Below are 16,962 nucleotides of genomic sequence, written 5' to 3' on the forward strand. Positions count from 1 at the left end.
CTTGAACTTGTGATGAAATCACAGCTCACACAGCCACGGCTTTCAGCAGACCTGCGCCCGAAGATACATATCGTATTTGCGACGCTTGGTTTATCATTGCCGCCTTATGAACAAACCGGTACGCACAACACTAACCTATGTATCATCAGCACTTTGGCTTAAAAGAAGCGCCTTTTTCGATTGCGCCTAATCCACGCTATCTCTTTATGAGCCGACGCCATAAAGAAGCGCTGGCGCATCTTATCTACGGCGTAAGCCATGGTGGCGGGTTTGTGCTGCTTACGGGAGAAGTTGGCACCGGTAAGACCACCATCAGCCGTTGTCTTCTGCGTCAATTACCGAAGAATACTGACGTTGCTTATATTCTCAATCCTTATCTCAACTCTACTGAGCTTTTAGCCAGTATCTGCGACGAACTCAAAGTCGATGGCGTTAAAGATACCAGCAGTTTGAAAGACCTCTCAGACCAGCTGCACGCGTTTTTACTGAAAAACCACAGCCAAGGCCGAAATACCGTTTTGATCATCGATGAAGCTCAGCACCTTGGTTATCAAGTTATGGAGCAGATTCGATTACTGACCAACCTCGAAACCGACGAAAAAAAGCTCTTGCAGATTATTTTTATCGGCCAGCCAGAACTGAACGAGATTCTCGCCAAACCTGAATTAAGGCAACTTGCCCAAAGAATTACGGCTCGCTTTCACATAGATCCACTAACCTTGGCAGAAACCAAAGCTTATATTCGCCACCGTATGATGATTGCCGGACTACCAGCAAACCGATCCATTTTTACACCAACCGCGGTGAAGATAATCTTCCAAGCCTGCCAAGGTATTCCACGGTTAATTAACGTAACCTGTGACCGGGCGCTTTTAGGTACTTACACCCACGGGCTTAATCAGGTTGATAAAGAGATTGCGCAGTCGGCAGTAGAAGAAGCGACCGGTAAGAAAAGTGGCTCGGCCCTGAATAACTCACGTTTGGCCATTGCCACAGCCTCTGTTCTTTCGCTTACGGTATTGGTGTTAACTTTTTGGCTGGGGTATCAATATCTGCACCTAGAGCCCAACCCATTGACCGAAGATACCAACACCGGCGAAATTCAGCGAACGCCCGCAATCAATGCTGAAGCCAGTGCAATTCCAACAAGTACATCCCAGCAGGATACTCAAACTGCGTCTACGTCTACTGAGCCGGATAGCCGCCCTGCACCGCCAGCTCAAATACTTCCAGATATCAAAACGCTCGGTTATCTCAATAAGGCTCAAGCATTGAATGAGCTGCAAAGAAATCTCAATGTATTTGCCGGTGATCTTAATCCCGTCTGTGACCGACTTGGGAACTACGGCGTGCAATGTCGCGATGAAAATGCGACCAGTTGGTTGGAGTTTAAAAGTTACAATCGGCCTTCGGTATTGGAGCTGTTAATTGAACATACGTCATACTATCTAGCAGTCGCCGAATTTAGTGACAACCAACTCATCGTAGTCAGCAATGCTCAACGTTATCCTTTGAGCCCTTTTGAACTTGGCCAATATTGGACCGGAAAATTTACGCTCCTGTGGCAACCACCTCAAGGTTTTGAAGCACTGGCTAAACTTGGCGACAAATCGAATTACGTTAATTGGATTGCCCAGAGCTTTGCGGTAATTGATCAACGAGCCGAAGCGCTTACTGACTATACTTTCACCAAACCTTTAGAAACCCGCGTGGCGGTGTTCCAAGGCGATAACAACTTAGAGCCCGACGGTATTGTGGGGCTAAGAACCGTACTCAAGATGAACGACTACCTCAATAACGACTTCTCTCTAGACTCGAATTTACAAGGGCGTAATTGATATGTCGTATATTTTGGAAGCTTTGCAAAAATCAGAACAAGAACGCCAACAACAAGCAACGCCGACTATCTCCGCCGTGCATGACGGCGACTTTATAATTCGTCGAAAAAAAATTCACATCGCTTGGTGGTTTGTGATGGTACTAACGATTCTGTTAGTCGTATTACTGGGAATCATTATATTTCGAAAACCCGCTCCTCTAGTGGCTCCTGCATCGCCAACAAACACGACAAACCTTGCATCTTCGGCTCCGACCAATACCTTGGTCACACCAACAAGCAACCAAAATCCGCCACCTAGGGTGGCTGAAAGCAAAGTTCAGGAAGTTCCAAACCAAACTGCTACGCAGAACACGCAAGATAACACCGCTCAACAAACAACCGTTTTAAAAACCGAACCCAGCCGTTCGCAATCGGCCATTGACCGTCTCTACCAAGCGAGCGCAAATCAACAATCAAACGAAAATCAACAGTCCATAGCAATTACTGAGTCACCCCAAAGCAGTTTTCAAGAACTGACTCAACCGAAGGTAACCTCCGTTGATTTGACAAAGCCTCAATCACAAACCAATAAACAAACCGCACCGGCAAAAGCAGCAGTCGCAGCTATAGAAGAAGCGCCCAAAGAGCTTATCCCACTGATCTACGATCTACCCGATGCCGTGCAAAGCGAGATTCCACCCATCAATTACATTGCCCATGTGTATTCAAGTGATGCATCGAAAGGGTTTGTAATTATCAACAACGTTAAGCTGGTACCGGGCAGACAACTGCAAGGTGAGCTGTATCTCGAAAAGGTGTCGCAGGATTTTATTATCATGAATCAGAACGGATACCTGTTTAAGCTACCGGCAATGACCAATTGGAATGGTTTTGGCCGCTGAGCAGTATTCAGAAGACACCAGCACTGATTCACTTAATCTTCGAAGGATTCGACACTGACTTGCCCACCAGAAAGACTTATCAGCTGAGCTTCAAACTCATTGCGCTGGCGAGTGTTTACAAGGCAATCAATTTGAACTCGATTTGTGTAAGAAACCTCTTGAATAACGACAGCAAACTGGTCAGAAACTCTGCGCACCAGGGCTTCTTCCGAAAAGTTACACAGCAGCTTTAACCGATCTTGCGGCTCTACTTGTTTGGTGGGTAAATCCGAAAGCCCTGCTGCTACCGAATCGCTGTAGGCTCTTTGCAGACCACCGGTACCCAATTTAATGCCGCCAAAATAACGAACAACGGCAACGACAACCTCGCCCAAACCACTGTGCTCTAACATCGCCAACATTGGCCGTCCTGCGGTTCCGCTGGGCTCGCCATCGTCACTCATAGAACGAATCGTGGTGTTGGGCGCTCCTGCAACGTATGCCCAACACACATGCCGCGCCTGTGGATGCTGCTCACGAACCGCTTTTATGAAGCTCTCCGCTGAGATTCGGTCTTCGGCTCGACCAACATAGGCAATAAATCGGCTGCGCTTTATCTCAATCTCAGCCGAATGCTCGGTAGATGGTATACAATAGGACGTCATGAACTTTCGATGCTAAAAATCGAGAGGTTAATCCATTTTCAATATAGATTCAGCATTAGTGACCAAAAACGTAACGCCCCTAAAAACACTACCCGAGCGAAAATTCTGCTTAGCGCCCATGATGGAGTATTCGGACCGACATTGCCGATACCTGTGGCGTCTCATCAGCAAGAATGCTTGGGTCTACACTGAAATGGTGGTCAGCGGTGCCATTTTGCATGGCAATCGTCCACGCTTTTTAGATTTTCACCGAAAAGAGCATCCTATTGCTCTACAGCTCGGTGGCAGTAATCCGCAAGAACTCGCCGAATGCGCTAAAATCGCCGAACAATGGGGTTACGATGAAGTAAACCTTAATTGCGGCTGCCCCAGCGATCGAGTACAAAACAATCAAATTGGCGCCATATTAATGCGCGATTCGGCACTGGTTGCCGAATGTGTCGCTGCCATGAAAGCAGCCTGCGATATTCCGGTGACGGTAAAACATCGCATTGGCGTTGATGAACTCGACCAGTTTGAACATATGGCTAAGTTTGTCGAGACTGTCGCCGATAGTGGCTGCGAAACCTTCATCGTGCACGCTCGCAAAGCTTGGTTACAAGGCCTTAGCCCTAAAGAGAATCGCGAAGTTCCGCCGCTAAATTACCCAGCCGTTTACGAGCTAAAGCAGTTATTTCCGCAGCTTGAAATCATTCTTAACGGTGGCTTGTGCTCTCTTGAAGACTGCCAAGAATCACTCAAGCACGTTGACGGCGTAATGGTTGGACGAGAAGCCTATTCAAATCCCTTCTTGTTGCGCGAAGTCGACGAAAAACTCTATCAATCGCCAAAACGGCATTTAACCCGCGAAGAAGTATTCGCCTGTTACTTAGATTATTGCCGCGAGGAAGTTGAACAAGGCACAAAAATACATCATCTTAGCAAGCATGTTTTAGGACTCTTTAACGGTTTGCCCGGAGCACGCCAATTCAGACGTTATATCAGCGAAAACGTCCATAAACCTGGCGCCAGTGTAGAAACGCTATGGCAAGCTTTTGGTCTACTAGGCCAGCACGAGCAACAACAAGCTCGCAGCGCAAAGTAAACTCTTATTTAACAATTTATTAGTCAAAACCGCTGTATTTGCGCAAACAGATGCCACAACAGCGGTAACCAATAAGGAACTTACCCAAAGCGATTGGGAACGAAGAGATTATGAATAAACTAGACACTTTAAAATCAGTTACAGATGTGGTCGCTGATACGGGTGATATTGAAGCCATTGCAAAATACAAACCCTTAGACGCAACGACCAATCCATCGTTGTTACTCAAAGCCGCACAATTGCCGCAATACCAATCACTACTGGAAGAGTCAATTCAGTGGGCAAATGAGCAGAGCGAATACGCCGAAGAAACCGCGAATCTGGCCGCTACTAAGCTTGGCGTTGCCATTGGTTGCGAAATTTTAAAGATTATTCCGGGTCGAATCTCCACAGAAGTGGACGCGCGCCTGTCTTTTGATACCAGTAAAACCCTTGCCAAAGCCCGCCAAATTATTGCCCTTTACGAAGAAGCAGGAATCGATAAGAGCCGAGTGCTTATTAAGATTGCCGCTACTTGGGAAGGTATTCGCGCCGCAGAAATTCTCGAAAAAGAGAACATCAACTGTAACCTAACCTTATTGTTCAGCTTCTCACAGGCAGTTGCCTGCGCCGAAGCCGGTGTATTTTTAATCTCGCCATTTGTGGGCCGAATTTTAGATTGGCACAAAGCCAAACAGCCCAATCAAGATTTCTCAGGTGCAAATGATCCCGGTGTTCAATCGGTGAGCAAAATCTACGACTACTACAAAACTCATGGCTACAAGACTGTAGTAATGGGTGCAAGCTTCAGAAATATCAGTGAAATCGAAGAGCTGGCTGGTTGTGATCGACTAACCATTAGCCCGCAATTGCTTGCAGAGCTTGAAGCTGATACTGGCGCGCTTGTTACAAAATTGAGTGCATCTTCGGCTAAGAGTAACCTCAAGAAAATGAGTCTCTCAGAAGCAGAATTCCGTTTGCAATTAAACGACGACGTCATGGCCACAGAGAAACTGGCCGAAGGAATTCGTAATTTCATTGCCGACCAAGAAAAACTTGAAACTCTACTGACAGAAAAAGCGTCTAAGCCCGGCATGTAATTTTTAGGAACCTCTGATTAGCTCATTCATGATTTAATCAGAGGGCAAAAATTGAAAAATGTGATCAACCACTGATTGGTCGCGCACTAACGGTTACTTATGTTTGATTTACTAAAGAATATTTTTGCGTTCGAACCAGAAACCAACTCGGAATCTACTCGTGAGCATCAATCGCGCTTAGCTGCAGCAGCACTATTAGTTGAAGTTGCCAATATTGATAGCAACTTCAGTGACGTAGAACATCAAACCATGATGAACATTCTTGAAACGCAATTTGACCTGTCATCTACCGAAGTTGAAGAGTTACAGCAACTTGCTCGACAAGAACAAGCGAGTGCGTCTTCGTTATATGAATTCACTTCTCTCGTTAACGAAAACTTTTCCAATGATCAAAAATTCGAGTTGATTATTAATATGTGGGAGGTAGCGTTTGCCGATGGCGAGATTGATAAGTACGAAGAATATATTATTCGCAGGGTTGCTGAACTCATTTATTTGGCTCATAACGATTTTATTCGAGCAAAACAAATTGCGAGAGAAAAGAGATTCAACTGAAGCGTGTGTTTACAACTATTAATTACTTACAACTATTAATTACTTACAACTATTAATTACTTACAAAAAGCGCGGTTAAAAACTACTTCTGCTCTAACGATTTCACCAAGTCGTTAAATTCTTGCCGGTTAACCTCGTTTAAACCCATCAAAATTTTGTGTGCTTCAATTACTTTTTGCTTAGCCACGGCTTCGTTTTTACAGTCTTCTCGCAACTGAACTTGAGATCCAACAGGCAAGTCTATGTTCGAAATTATCTCAAAAATATCTTCAAAACCCATACTTTCGAGCAAACGGTTGATACCAGAATTAGGGGAGATTACCAGCGGCAGTTGGTGAAAGCGCTCTTGAAATAAAATCGAGATTTTTGCCATTAAACCAAGCGTAGTGCTATCAATGGCTTCGGTTTCTCGCAAATCAAAAATAACGGAATGAAAGTTAGTCTTTGCATACATTTGATCAATAAACTGATCAAATGAAATACACAAAGTTAAACGAACATCACCAACCATTTTTATGACATTAGCGCCATCAACATCGGCGACAAATATCTTTCCGGATTGCATGGTTAATGCACACCTCTAGAAATGGTTAAGATTGAAATGTCATCAGGCACATAATCACCTTTATTAAGCCTCAATGCGCTAACAACAGAATCGATATTACCACGGCTACCAGATACCAAAGATAGTAATTTTTGCTCTTTTTCGATCAACGAATCACCCTGAATCGTCTCTAAAATACCATCGGTAAGCATCACTAAGCTGGAATGGTCAGGAAACTCTGCTGAATAGACCTCCCAGTTGGGATTGGTAAAAATACCCAGAGGCTTTCCTTTACCCTCTAAATACCGGGCACCTTTGCGAGTTACAATCATTGGTAGAGGCAAATGACCACCAATTGAGTAACGGAGTTGATTTTCATAAGTATCAATAACACCGATGAAACACGTTAAATGACTTTCGAACCTACCATGTTTGAGACTAGCATTGATTTCTTTCAATAACCAATTACAGCCTTCTTCAAAAGACTCTGGACTGGTGAAAAAACTATTCTCACGCACAGAACGCATAACCTGATACTTCAACCAAATTGTCACGAATGCAGACGATGCACCGTGCCCTGCCACGTCGGTTAAATAAAATGCTAAATACCGATCACCAAAATAGGCATAATCTAAAAAGTCGCCGCTCAGATAAAGCGAAGGAAAAACTTTGTAGTTGGCAACATAACCATTACGAATGAAAGGTCTTACCGGCAGCAATCGCTGCTGAACAATACGACCGGCACGTTGGTCTTTTTCAAGTGTTCGCAGGTTGTTTTCGAGTTCTTGATTGGCCTGCTCTAAACGTTTGCGATAGCGGCGGTTTTCAATCAATAGATCTTGGCGTTCCAATATTTTATCAATGGAGTGCACCAAAACTTCCATATCTGCGATTGGCTTAGTTAAAAAATCGCTAGCGCCTGCTCGCAACGCCTCAACCGCATCGATGAGAATTCCCGAACCTGAAATAATAATAACGCCCATTTCAGGATCAATTTCACGGACGCGCTCTAAGATATTAAAATCTTCAGCGCCACTAAGACGAATATCGGACAACACAAGGTCAGGTTGATGATCTTGCAAATTCTCCAACGCCGCCTTGCCATCATCGTATTCGATGACTTCAAAGCCACTATCTTCCAGATAAGCGCTCATGCTCTGTCGCACAAGCCGGTCATCATCGATTAGCAACAACTTTCGTTTGCCAATGACCATATTGCACCAACCCAGTGGCTCCAAGTTATAAACATTGAGGCCTCTATTTTAAACAATTATTAGAAGTGGAAAACAGGGTTCATTAACGTCATTTTTCAAACAATTCTAAATATGAAACCAGAAATCACTTACTTATTAAATTTAGACACAATTCAAAAATATCAATTCACTGGATTGACTAATTATTGCTGAAACGTCTGAAAACTAAAGTGTCGCAACATAAACAATATCAGCAAACTCAAGTACATAGACTAAACTGGCTGTATAAAACTAAAAACAAGCCAGGAGACATAATGAACTCTTCTATCGCGGCACATCGTGAGAAACGAAACTTCATAAGAATGGAGGTAAACACACCAGCCAGAATTTCCGTTACCAAAGATGATCACCATGAAACGGGGATTTGCAAAAATCTGAGCGGTAACGGCATGCTGCTTGAGTTATCCACCCAATACGACATAGGAGATCAGTTTGTTGTGAAGGTATCTTCCGCTCAAGAAAATGGCCCAAGTTTGGATGCACTGTGTACAGTAGCACGTCTTGAAAACGATGAGGAATCGGAAACGTTTCTCACTGGCGTGGTGATAGACAAGATTTTATAGGAAACCCGAATAAACTCGGGCTCCAGCGCAACAAGGATGTGTCGCCAACATTAAGCGCTGTAGGCGATTGAAATTGTCAAGAAACTAGAAATTGCATTGTCAATTTCGGTCCTCTGATTAAATCAGAGATGCGTTAATCAGAGGTTCCTATTGCGATCAAACAGAACCAAGCAGCCAGTATTGACTGCTTGTAATCAACCGACAAAACACTGCGTTCTTTCGAGGTTTTAACGTAAAAAACTCTTAGACATTGAGTATGGGCAGTGAACTACTCGTCTTGGAATTCAAAATCTTCCAAATCTTCAGCCTCAGATCCAAACTCGTCCTCAACTTTGCCGTCATTAATTAAATATTCTCGACGTTGTAAATAAGCGTTTCTGAAGAACGCATAGCGATCACCGGAAACTAGCTCTTCGGCTGATAAAAGCTGCGCGCGCGTGTTTACTGTGCGCAAGATTCCTGCCGCGAGTGCGGCATCATCGTCTTCAATATAAACAACAGGATCAACGTAAAAATCTGCAATCGTACCGACAGAATCACGAACGGTCGACGGCCCCAAAAGTGGTAACACCAAGTAAGGACCTTGACCCACGCCCCAAGCGGCCATGGTTTGACCAAAATCCTCACCTTCTAATTTAGGCAAGCCGATGTTTTTAGCCACGTCGAAAATACCAACAATGCCTACGGTGGAATTAACTAAAAATCGACCGGTGCTGTTACCGGCTTTTTTCCATTTCCACTGAAAGATATTGTTAACGAGATTACGAACTTCAGTCAAATTACTGAACACGTTCGTCACACCATTTTCGACGCGATTAGGTGTTACCGCTCGATAGCCTTTGGCAACGGGCTTCAAGATAAATCGGTCTAAATGATGGTTAAATCCAAACATTACCCTGTTGAAACCTTCGAATGGATCGTAGGGTTCATCAACGGCGAAGGAAGCATTAAAAGTAGTATCTGTCGATTCCTGTTCGGAATTTAAACTGACCTGTGCAGAAGCGAGAGTTGAGGTTAGGCCCAAAAAAATACCAAACACTAAAGGTTTCACATTCATAAAACGTCCAAAAATAATTATTTTTGAGAATTTGCCACGTAAGTTATTCCATAGTCTAACAGCGAAATAAACGTTACAACACTATAGGGGCCTCTGATTAACGCACCCATAATTTAATCGGAAGACAGAAATTGACAATGCGATTTCTAATTTCTTCACAATTTCAATCACTTAGCGCTCTTGCGATTAGCGACACAACCTTGCGTCACAGGAAGCTGTGGATTAATTGCATCTTCCCATAACCATACGCAAAATCAGAGAAATGCGACGAACAACCAACACTCACATCTATAAGTCTTATTATTAATAAAACACTTTCTGCGAATTGAAAAATAGAATTGTAAGACGAAGAGGAAGAATTAATTTGACGATTAATCCACAGAATCGGTGGCTTCTTTCAAAAGCTCAATTTTGGAGCAATGCGTAACAATCGAAGGGATAAGAAATTTAAGTGAACTTAGAGTGAGGCTATGGCGCGGGAAGATCTAATCTCTGGTTAGATCTTCGAGGAATTCTTTAGAGATATTTTTTAACCCAAAAAAGCAATCAGAAATACAATCCTTTAATTCGCTAATGATTTAGCGCCACAAATGACACCCGCTTGGTGTAACTGATGCAATAACGGCGTACCCATGTTGATAATTGCTTCAACATCGGGAGCTTGAAGTTCTTGAGCAATGGTTTCTAGAACGGCTCTTCCAGTCAACATTTCCTCACTTTGCAGAAGCTGAACCAATCGATTGGTCACCGCATTGGACTCCATGAACTTTACTCGGTCATCACGATTGCGATACACCAATAAGAACGTTGGTTGTTCAGGAGTTTCTGTTGGTTGAAAATGTTCGCCAATACGATGCACCGGATATTGGTATGACAAGCACCAAACTAAGGGGCTAACAACGAGCTTATCGTTTAATAAATCACCGCTTAATTGCTCGGTTGGAAATTCTTCCGTCGAAATATCCAACGCCAATTCCACCCATTCGTAATGAGCTAATTCCAACATAAACGGAGGATCGTTTTCTTGAAAAACACGATCTTCCTGAAGATATTTTAAGAATTCTTGGCTGATTTCTAAAAAATACGGCGTATGACTTTGGTGGGTCTGAATAAAATCCCGAACCATTGCATGCCAAGCTTCATCGTCAAAAATGGATCGTAAAATTGGAAATCCACCACTGATAAAGCCTTCAATATTTTTGTAGATAAGGTCTCGATAAACCTGCAAGCGGCGGTCATCTACTCCTTGAGGAGGAGCGACATGGTCAGGATCACGAAGATGACTGGCTAATTGGTATTGTGTTTCCTGAAATGAATACATCGCTGGCTGCTCAAAGAATCTAACTTATAACTGATCTGATCAATACGGTTATTAAACGTGCACTTGCGCCGAGGTTGTTCTCTTTGTGCGAGCGTTTGCTTGAAGTTTTTTAATGATTTCAAGCTCGGCTAACAGCTCAGCCGCCGGAGGAATATTGAAGTCACGCTCTAACAGCGTTGGTTTAACACCAAAGATTTCATAAGCCTTGGCCAGCAAATCCCAAACAGGATCAATAACCGGTGCGCCGTGGGTATCCACTTTTAAGTCTTCGGCTTCGTTATAGTGACCGGCAACATGAATGTATAAGGTTCTGTCACCGGGCATAGCGCGCAAGAACTCTTCGGCATCATAACCGTGGTTAATGCTGTTCACGTAAATGTTGTTTACGTCTAACAAAAGATCACAGTCCGCTTCTTCAATGACTGCGTTGATAAAATCGATTTCGCGCATTTCTTGTTGCGGCGCGCAATAATAAGAGACATTCTCCATCGCGATTTTACGACCAAGAAAGTCTTGTACATGGCGAATTCTTTGCGCTGTGTACTTAACGGCTTCTTCGGTAAATGGAATGGGCACTAGATCGTAAAGATGGGAATCGTCGCTGCAAAAACTGAGATGCTCGGTATAGGTCTCGATATTATGCTTTTGCATAAACTTTTTAATATCGGACAACAAACCTAAATCCAGCGGAGCTGGTGAACCTATCGATAACGATAAGCCATGACACACGAACGGGAATCGTTCGGTGTAAGATCTGAAACGTTTTTCAAAACGTCCTCCCAAACCGATCCAGTTTTCGGGAGCAACTTCCATAAATTGAATATCGGAAGTTGTGGTATCTGCGAGAGAGTCTAGAAGACTCCGTCGCAGACCAAGACCGGCGCCGTTTAGAGGTGAATTGTTGTTCATACTTTTCTCCTTTAATACGGCTCCAGCCGCTAACAAATGCTATTAGATAATGTACGGATACCTTTCGGTATTAGCCGCCACACTTACCTTCGCCACATTTGCCTTCGCCTTTCTCAGCTTTGTCGCCGCCGCATTTGCCTTCACCGCATTTGCCTTCGCCGTCAGCTTTCTCAGCTTTGTCGCCGCCGCACTTGCCTTCACCGCATTTGCCTTCGCCGTCAGCTTTTTCTTCGCCTTTCTCGCCGCCGCACTTGCCTTCACCGCATTTGCCTTCGCCGCACTTACCTTCCATTTCGCCAGCTAGGTTGTAGCCTTGAGAAAGTTCAGTAACGGTGAATGGGTTCTCGGCAGCATTTGCCAACGGAGCCAAAGATGCAGTTGCAAGAAAAGCTGCGCCAACTGCTGCCGCCAATGGTAGAGACTTAGACTTCGCCATATGTGTTTCTCCTAGATTATAAAAACTACACTTGTTATTGTTTAAAAAACTTGTCGCCCGGTAGACTCGGCTCAAATTCAGAAGTTTCTGAGCATGAGTGTTAAAAACGATGTTGTTATGATTTAGCAATACTTTTGTTAAATAGTAACTGGAATGGGCCTAAATAAACACTTGATCGGTCATTAAAAAATAGTCATCCAGTCAATTTGAAATCGCATTTAAAATATCTTTGTCGATTTGTTGTGTTTGATAGCCCGCCACAAACAAAAGTTCGTACAAAAAATATCACAATTTCAAAACATGATTGAGCACTTTTTGATCTAACCATTTAAATTTGAAGCCGTATCATATTGGCTTACCAAACGGTAGGCTGTGATCAAAATCAACCTGTTCAAAATTAGCGCCTAACATCACAAAATATACGACTAAGCCGTCAAAGAAACATGTCTCTGTTATCACAAATTGGTCACGATTTCCTGCCACAGCTTATCGAGTCGCTTTGAAGAAATAGGCTGTGGCGTTTTTAGAGTTTGCGCAAATAACGAAACTCTTAGCTCTTCAATTTGCCAACGGTAGCTTTCTACCCTCTCGTTACCCTTACACCAGATCGAGCCTTTTTTTGCTAAGAGATCTTTATAACGCTGCCAGTGCTCGTCGATTTCGGCAATAAAACTTTTATCCTTCTGAACGTTTAACACCACCTTCTCAATACGAACCTCAATTGCTTTTAGATAACGCGGAAATTGCTGGAATTGTTCGAATTTGGTTTCGTATAGAAATTGCGGATAAATAAGAGCATCCAATTGATTTTTAATATCATTAGCCGCCCAAGTTAACGCTAAAGCGTTTTTGTTCGATTTTAACGCGTTTTTAATACTGACCATTTGTCCAAGCAAATCAAAAAATATTTTTTCGATTTCAATAGCGCGAGGAATAATGCCATGGCGATGCTGTTCGATACTTTCTTCAAACGCTTCTTGGGAGCGAAGTACGCCATCAGGAAAAATAATCTCACGGATGGCCGCAGCAATTATATCGTCGGTTACGGCTTCTCTGCTTTTTAGCGAAGTAACCACAATACCAATATCTCTGCCCTTCAATAATTCTTTCTTTAAATATTTAACCATTTGATGCTCTTTGAGCATCACCAAGCGAACACTACCGCGCAAACTTAATAAATCGGCTTCGACGGGATTATCGTGCATCTTCAGTGACACAGAATCACCGTCATCGACCAACGCTGGGAATGCAGAAATATTTACACCCGAACGTTTTAATTTTTTAGTTTGCGGTAAATCACCAAACGTCCATTGCGTTAAACCCGTTTGCTCAACCGACTGACCGGCAGTTTGCAGAGTTTTTTGGACGTTTTCACGATACTTTTCTTTTAAATGCTCAAGATCACGGCTTTGCTCAATTAACTTACCACGATCATCTACCACTTTAAAATTCATCTGGTAGTAGTGATCTAGCTGGATAGACTCCCATGCGTCTTTTGGCACGCGAACCTGCGTTAATCGAAATAATTGCTCACTTAAAGCATCAGTGAGTGGCGTATTTCCGGGAATTAAATTTAAAGCAGCTCGATCGGCAAATGACGGTACGGGCACAAAGTTTTTTCGCCACTGTTTTGGTAAGCCTTTAATTAAAGCTGTGCATTTTTCTTTAAGAATTCCGGGCACAAGCCATTGGCAAGAGAATTCTGGAATTTGATGCAACAGGGCCACGGGAATATGTACGCTGACGCCATCATCGGCACTGGTAGGATCAAAATGATAGCTGACTTTATACTCGACGCCATTCCACGTCACAGAGCTTGGAAATTGCACTTCGGTAATATCATCTGCCGCGTGCAGCATGAGCTGCTCACGACTTAAATACAATATTTTTGGATTTTCGAGTTCGGCTTTTTTTCGCCAATGCTCAAAAGCTGCTAGATTAACCGCCTCATCGCCTATTCGCTGATCGTAAAAATCAAAAATAACTTGGTCGTCTACTAAGATATCTTTTCGACGAGATTTTGCTTCTAAATCGATAACGTCTTTAATTAACGCAGTATTGTAGCGATAAAATTCACCCGGCCCAGAGCTAACACCTTTTTTATTTCGCGAGCTTTTTGCTTCTAAGTAACGACCTTCCACAAGTGCAGAACGAATAAATACTTCGCGAGCTTCTTTTGCGTTAATGCTCGAATAATTAATGCGCTGCTTTTCGATCAGCGTTAAACCCATCAAGGTAACGCGTTCATACGCCATTACTTGCCCGCGACTGGGATTATAATGCGGCTCGAAATAATTGCGTTTTACTAAATGCTCACCGGCTTTGTAAATCCACAGCGGATCAACCTTAGCAACATTATGCGCATAGAGCTTTGCGGTTTCTAACAATTCGCCCGCACACAGCCACTGCGGACGTTTTTTAAATTGCGAAGGGCCGGGAAAAATAGAAAACTTGCGATTACGCGTTCCAAGATAATCGTTATTTTCGGTTTTTTGTCCGACATAATCCAACAAACCCACCAATAATGACTGATGAATAACGTCGTAACCAGCTTCTGCGGCATTTTCTGTGAGCTTTAACGGTTTACAAGCCACTCGCAATTGATGATGGATGTCCCGCCACTCACGCATTCGTAAATAAGAAATAAATTCTTTTTTGAGCAGTTTACGCAGTTGATTTTGCGACAGCTCTTGGCGTTGCTGCTCTACGTAATCCCACAGTGAAAGATAGGCCAAAAAGTCGGATTCTTCGTGCCAAAAGCGGCGATGCTTTTCATCAGAGGCCTGTTGTTTATCGGCGGGCCGCTCACGAGGATCTTGCACGGCAAGCGCACTAACAATCACCAAAACTTCTTTTAAGGCTTGGTGTTTTTCCGCCTCTAAAACCACCGCCCCCAGTCGTGGATCAATAGGTAATGAAGCAATTTTGCGACCTAATTCGGTTACTCGATTTTTATCATCAACGGCTTTTAATTCTCTCAGTAAGTTATATCCGTCGTTAATTAAGCGCCTATCAGGAGAATCAATAAACGGAAAATGACGAATATCACCCAGTCGCAGCTGCAACATTTGCAAAATAACCGATGCCAAGTTGGTTCTTAAAATCTCTGGATCGGTAAACTCTTGGCGAGCGAGAAAGTCGGATTCTTCGTAAAGACGAACGCAAATACCCGCGCTGATACGACCACAGCGGCCCTTGCGTTGGTTGGCACTGGCTTGAGAAATTGCCTCAATCGGCAAACGTTGAATTTTGGTTCGATAGCTGTAGCGGCTGATACGAGCGTAACCCGGATCAATCACGTAACGAATCCCCGGCACAGTAACAGAGGTTTCTGCAACGTTGGTGGCCAAGACAATGCGTCGGCCACGATGATTACTGAACACACGGGTTTGTTCGGTCAAACTGAGTCGCGCATACAAGGGTAAAACTTCAAGATGGGGAATATCGGCTTTACGCAGGGCCAAAGCAGCTTCGCGAATTTCTCGTTCACCGCTTAAAAACACTAAAAAGTCACCGCCTCGACTGCTGGAACCTTGGCTTTTTTCTTCGTGTAATAATTCTTCAACGGCACTGACTATCGCTTGATACTGATCGTCTTCATCGTCGATCATGGGTCGATAACGAACATCGACCGGATAGGTTCTGCCGGACACTTCAATAATGGGCGCGTCGTTAAAATGCTTTGAAAAGCGCTCCAAATCAATGGTCGCCGACGTGATAATAACTTTTAGATCCGGGCGTTTTGGCAAAATCGATTTTATGTAACCCAACAAGAAATCGATATTTAAACTGCGTTCATGAGCTTCATCGATAATTAACGTATCGTAACGATTTAGGTAACGATCATTTTGAATTTCGGCCAGTAAAATACCGTCGGTCATTAACTTAATGTAGGTTTGATCGGTACTGTTGTCGTTAAATCGAACCTGATAACCCACGCCTTGGCCAAGTTCAACATTGAGCTCTTCGGCAATGCGATTGGCCACGGTACTTGCCGCCAAGCGTCTCGGTTGTGTATGACCAATCACACCGTTGATGCCTCGACCTAAGGCCAAACATATTTTCGGCAACTGAGTGGTTTTACCCGAACCGGTTTCACCGGCCAAAATAACCACTTGGTGCTTACTGATGGCCTCGGCGATTTCTTCCCGTCGCTCCGAAATCGGTAATTGCTCGGGAAACTCAATATTCGGCAACAGTTGTTTCTTAAGCGCAACCGCAGTACTAGATACTTCATACCCAGATTTCAATTTATCGAACAAACGGTCGACCGGTTTTTGCTCGGCTGAACGAGTTTGAACCTCGTGCCAGAGCTTTTGTAATCCATATTTATCTTTGTTCAATACGCGTTCAAAGTCAGGCGTAAATTCTTGTATTTCGTGTTCAGACATCGATGATTTGTCTACCAATATTGGGTTTTGCTCGATTGATAACCATTGAGTCAACGTTAAATCGTGAAACGGTCAGCCAATACGAGTTGAATGATCTATTAACAGGTGATTATACCGAAAGGAACGTAAATCTCGTGGTATTCGATCTACGAAAATAGGTGAGTATTAGTTTGAGAAAAGACGAACAAGGCAAACCTTGTCTCAGAAAAGGGTAATAATCAGTCAATACGGCCGCATGAAAACGGTAAAACCGATTTGCGATTCATTCTAAGCCTTGCTGGGTTCAACATGTTAACGTTGGTAACTGTTTCAAGAAGATCCTCTGATTAACTCATCTCTAATTAACTCACCCCTGATTCAATCAGAGAACAGAAATTGACAATGCGATTTCCAATTTATTGTCAA

At 43.5% G+C, this 16,962-nt stretch carries 14 protein-coding genes; 6 read left to right on the forward strand and 8 right to left on the reverse strand.

Going from position 1 to position 16,962, the window contains the following annotated elements:
* Nucleotides 1-137: 137 nt before the first annotated feature.
* Together ACYQ2C_RS11795 and ACYQ2C_RS11800 are read left to right on the forward strand one after the other, a co-directional pair.
* Nucleotides 138-1,838, forward strand: a complete 1,701-nt coding sequence (locus ACYQ2C_RS11795; protein WP_460102790.1) for an ExeA family protein — start codon at nt 138-140, stop codon at nt 1,836-1,838.
* 1 nt (nt 1,839) lies between these two features.
* A complete protein-coding gene (locus ACYQ2C_RS11800) occupies nt 1,840-2,721 on the forward strand; it encodes a general secretion pathway protein GspB (RefSeq protein ID WP_460102792.1) in 882 nt (293 codons plus the stop codon).
* 32 nt (nt 2,722-2,753) lie between these two features.
* Here ACYQ2C_RS11800 and ACYQ2C_RS11805 read toward each other — a convergent pair whose 3' ends face one another.
* On the reverse strand, nt 2,754-3,365 hold the full coding sequence (locus ACYQ2C_RS11805) for a YigZ family protein (RefSeq protein ID WP_460102795.1): 612 nt from the start codon (nt 3,363-3,365) through the stop codon (nt 2,754-2,756).
* Nucleotides 3,366-3,423: 58 nt separating this feature from the next.
* Between ACYQ2C_RS11805 and dusA the strand changes: the two genes are divergently transcribed.
* From dusA to ACYQ2C_RS11820, 3 genes are all read left to right on the forward strand, one after another.
* Complete coding sequence (dusA, locus tag ACYQ2C_RS11810) at nt 3,424-4,449, forward strand: tRNA dihydrouridine(20/20a) synthase DusA (RefSeq protein ID WP_460102797.1); 1,026 nt, start codon at nt 3,424-3,426, stop codon at nt 4,447-4,449.
* A 107-nt stretch (nt 4,450-4,556) separates the two neighbouring features.
* On the forward strand, nt 4,557-5,528 hold the full coding sequence (tal, locus tag ACYQ2C_RS11815; RefSeq protein WP_460102846.1) for a transaldolase: 972 nt from the start codon (nt 4,557-4,559) through the stop codon (nt 5,526-5,528).
* A gap of 99 nt (nt 5,529-5,627) precedes the next feature.
* Nucleotides 5,628-6,083 carry a tellurite resistance TerB family protein gene (locus ACYQ2C_RS11820; RefSeq protein WP_460050857.1) on the forward strand — a complete coding sequence of 152 codons (456 nt, stop codon included), beginning with the start codon at nt 5,628-5,630 and terminating at the stop codon, nt 6,081-6,083.
* Between the two features lie 82 nt (nt 6,084-6,165).
* Here the strand turns inward: ACYQ2C_RS11820 and ACYQ2C_RS11825 are convergent, their stop codons facing one another.
* Together ACYQ2C_RS11825 and ACYQ2C_RS11830 are read right to left on the reverse strand one after the other, a co-directional pair.
* Entirely contained in the window at nt 6,166-6,648 is a 483-nt protein-coding gene (locus ACYQ2C_RS11825) for an STAS domain-containing protein (protein ID WP_460050859.1), read from the reverse strand.
* 2 nt (nt 6,649-6,650) lie between these two features.
* Nucleotides 6,651-7,841: a PP2C family protein-serine/threonine phosphatase gene (locus ACYQ2C_RS11830; protein WP_460050861.1), complete on the reverse strand. Its 1,191-nt coding sequence runs from the start codon at nt 7,839-7,841 to the stop codon at nt 6,651-6,653.
* A 293-nt stretch (nt 7,842-8,134) separates the two neighbouring features.
* Between ACYQ2C_RS11830 and ACYQ2C_RS11835 the strand changes: the two genes are divergently transcribed.
* Entirely contained in the window at nt 8,135-8,443 is a 309-nt protein-coding gene (locus ACYQ2C_RS11835; protein WP_460050863.1) for a PilZ domain-containing protein, read from the forward strand.
* Between the two features lie 268 nt (nt 8,444-8,711).
* On the opposite strand, the gene ACYQ2C_RS11840 is transcribed toward ACYQ2C_RS11835, so the two are convergent.
* The 5 genes from ACYQ2C_RS11840 to hrpA form a co-directional block, all read right to left on the reverse strand.
* Nucleotides 8,712-9,500, reverse strand: coding sequence for an MlaA family lipoprotein (locus ACYQ2C_RS11840; protein WP_460102801.1), 789 nt, complete (start codon nt 9,498-9,500; stop codon nt 8,712-8,714).
* Between the two features lie 562 nt (nt 9,501-10,062).
* Nucleotides 10,063-10,821: an HvfC family RiPP maturation protein gene (locus ACYQ2C_RS11845; RefSeq protein ID WP_460102803.1), complete on the reverse strand. Its 759-nt coding sequence runs from the start codon at nt 10,819-10,821 to the stop codon at nt 10,063-10,065.
* Between the two features lie 51 nt (nt 10,822-10,872).
* On the reverse strand, nt 10,873-11,730 hold the full coding sequence (locus ACYQ2C_RS11850) for an HvfB family MNIO-type RiPP peptide maturase (protein WP_460102805.1): 858 nt from the start codon (nt 11,728-11,730) through the stop codon (nt 10,873-10,875).
* Between the two features lie 70 nt (nt 11,731-11,800).
* Nucleotides 11,801-12,166, reverse strand: a complete 366-nt coding sequence (locus ACYQ2C_RS11855) for an HvfA family oxazolone/thioamide-modified RiPP metallophore (RefSeq protein WP_460102807.1) — start codon at nt 12,164-12,166, stop codon at nt 11,801-11,803.
* Nucleotides 12,167-12,621: 455 nt separating this feature from the next.
* A complete protein-coding gene (gene hrpA / locus ACYQ2C_RS11860) occupies nt 12,622-16,557 on the reverse strand; it encodes an ATP-dependent RNA helicase HrpA (protein ID WP_460115687.1) in 3,936 nt (1,311 codons plus the stop codon).
* Nucleotides 16,558-16,962 lie beyond the last annotated feature (405 nt).

The organism is Sessilibacter sp. MAH3, from assembly GCF_054658275.1.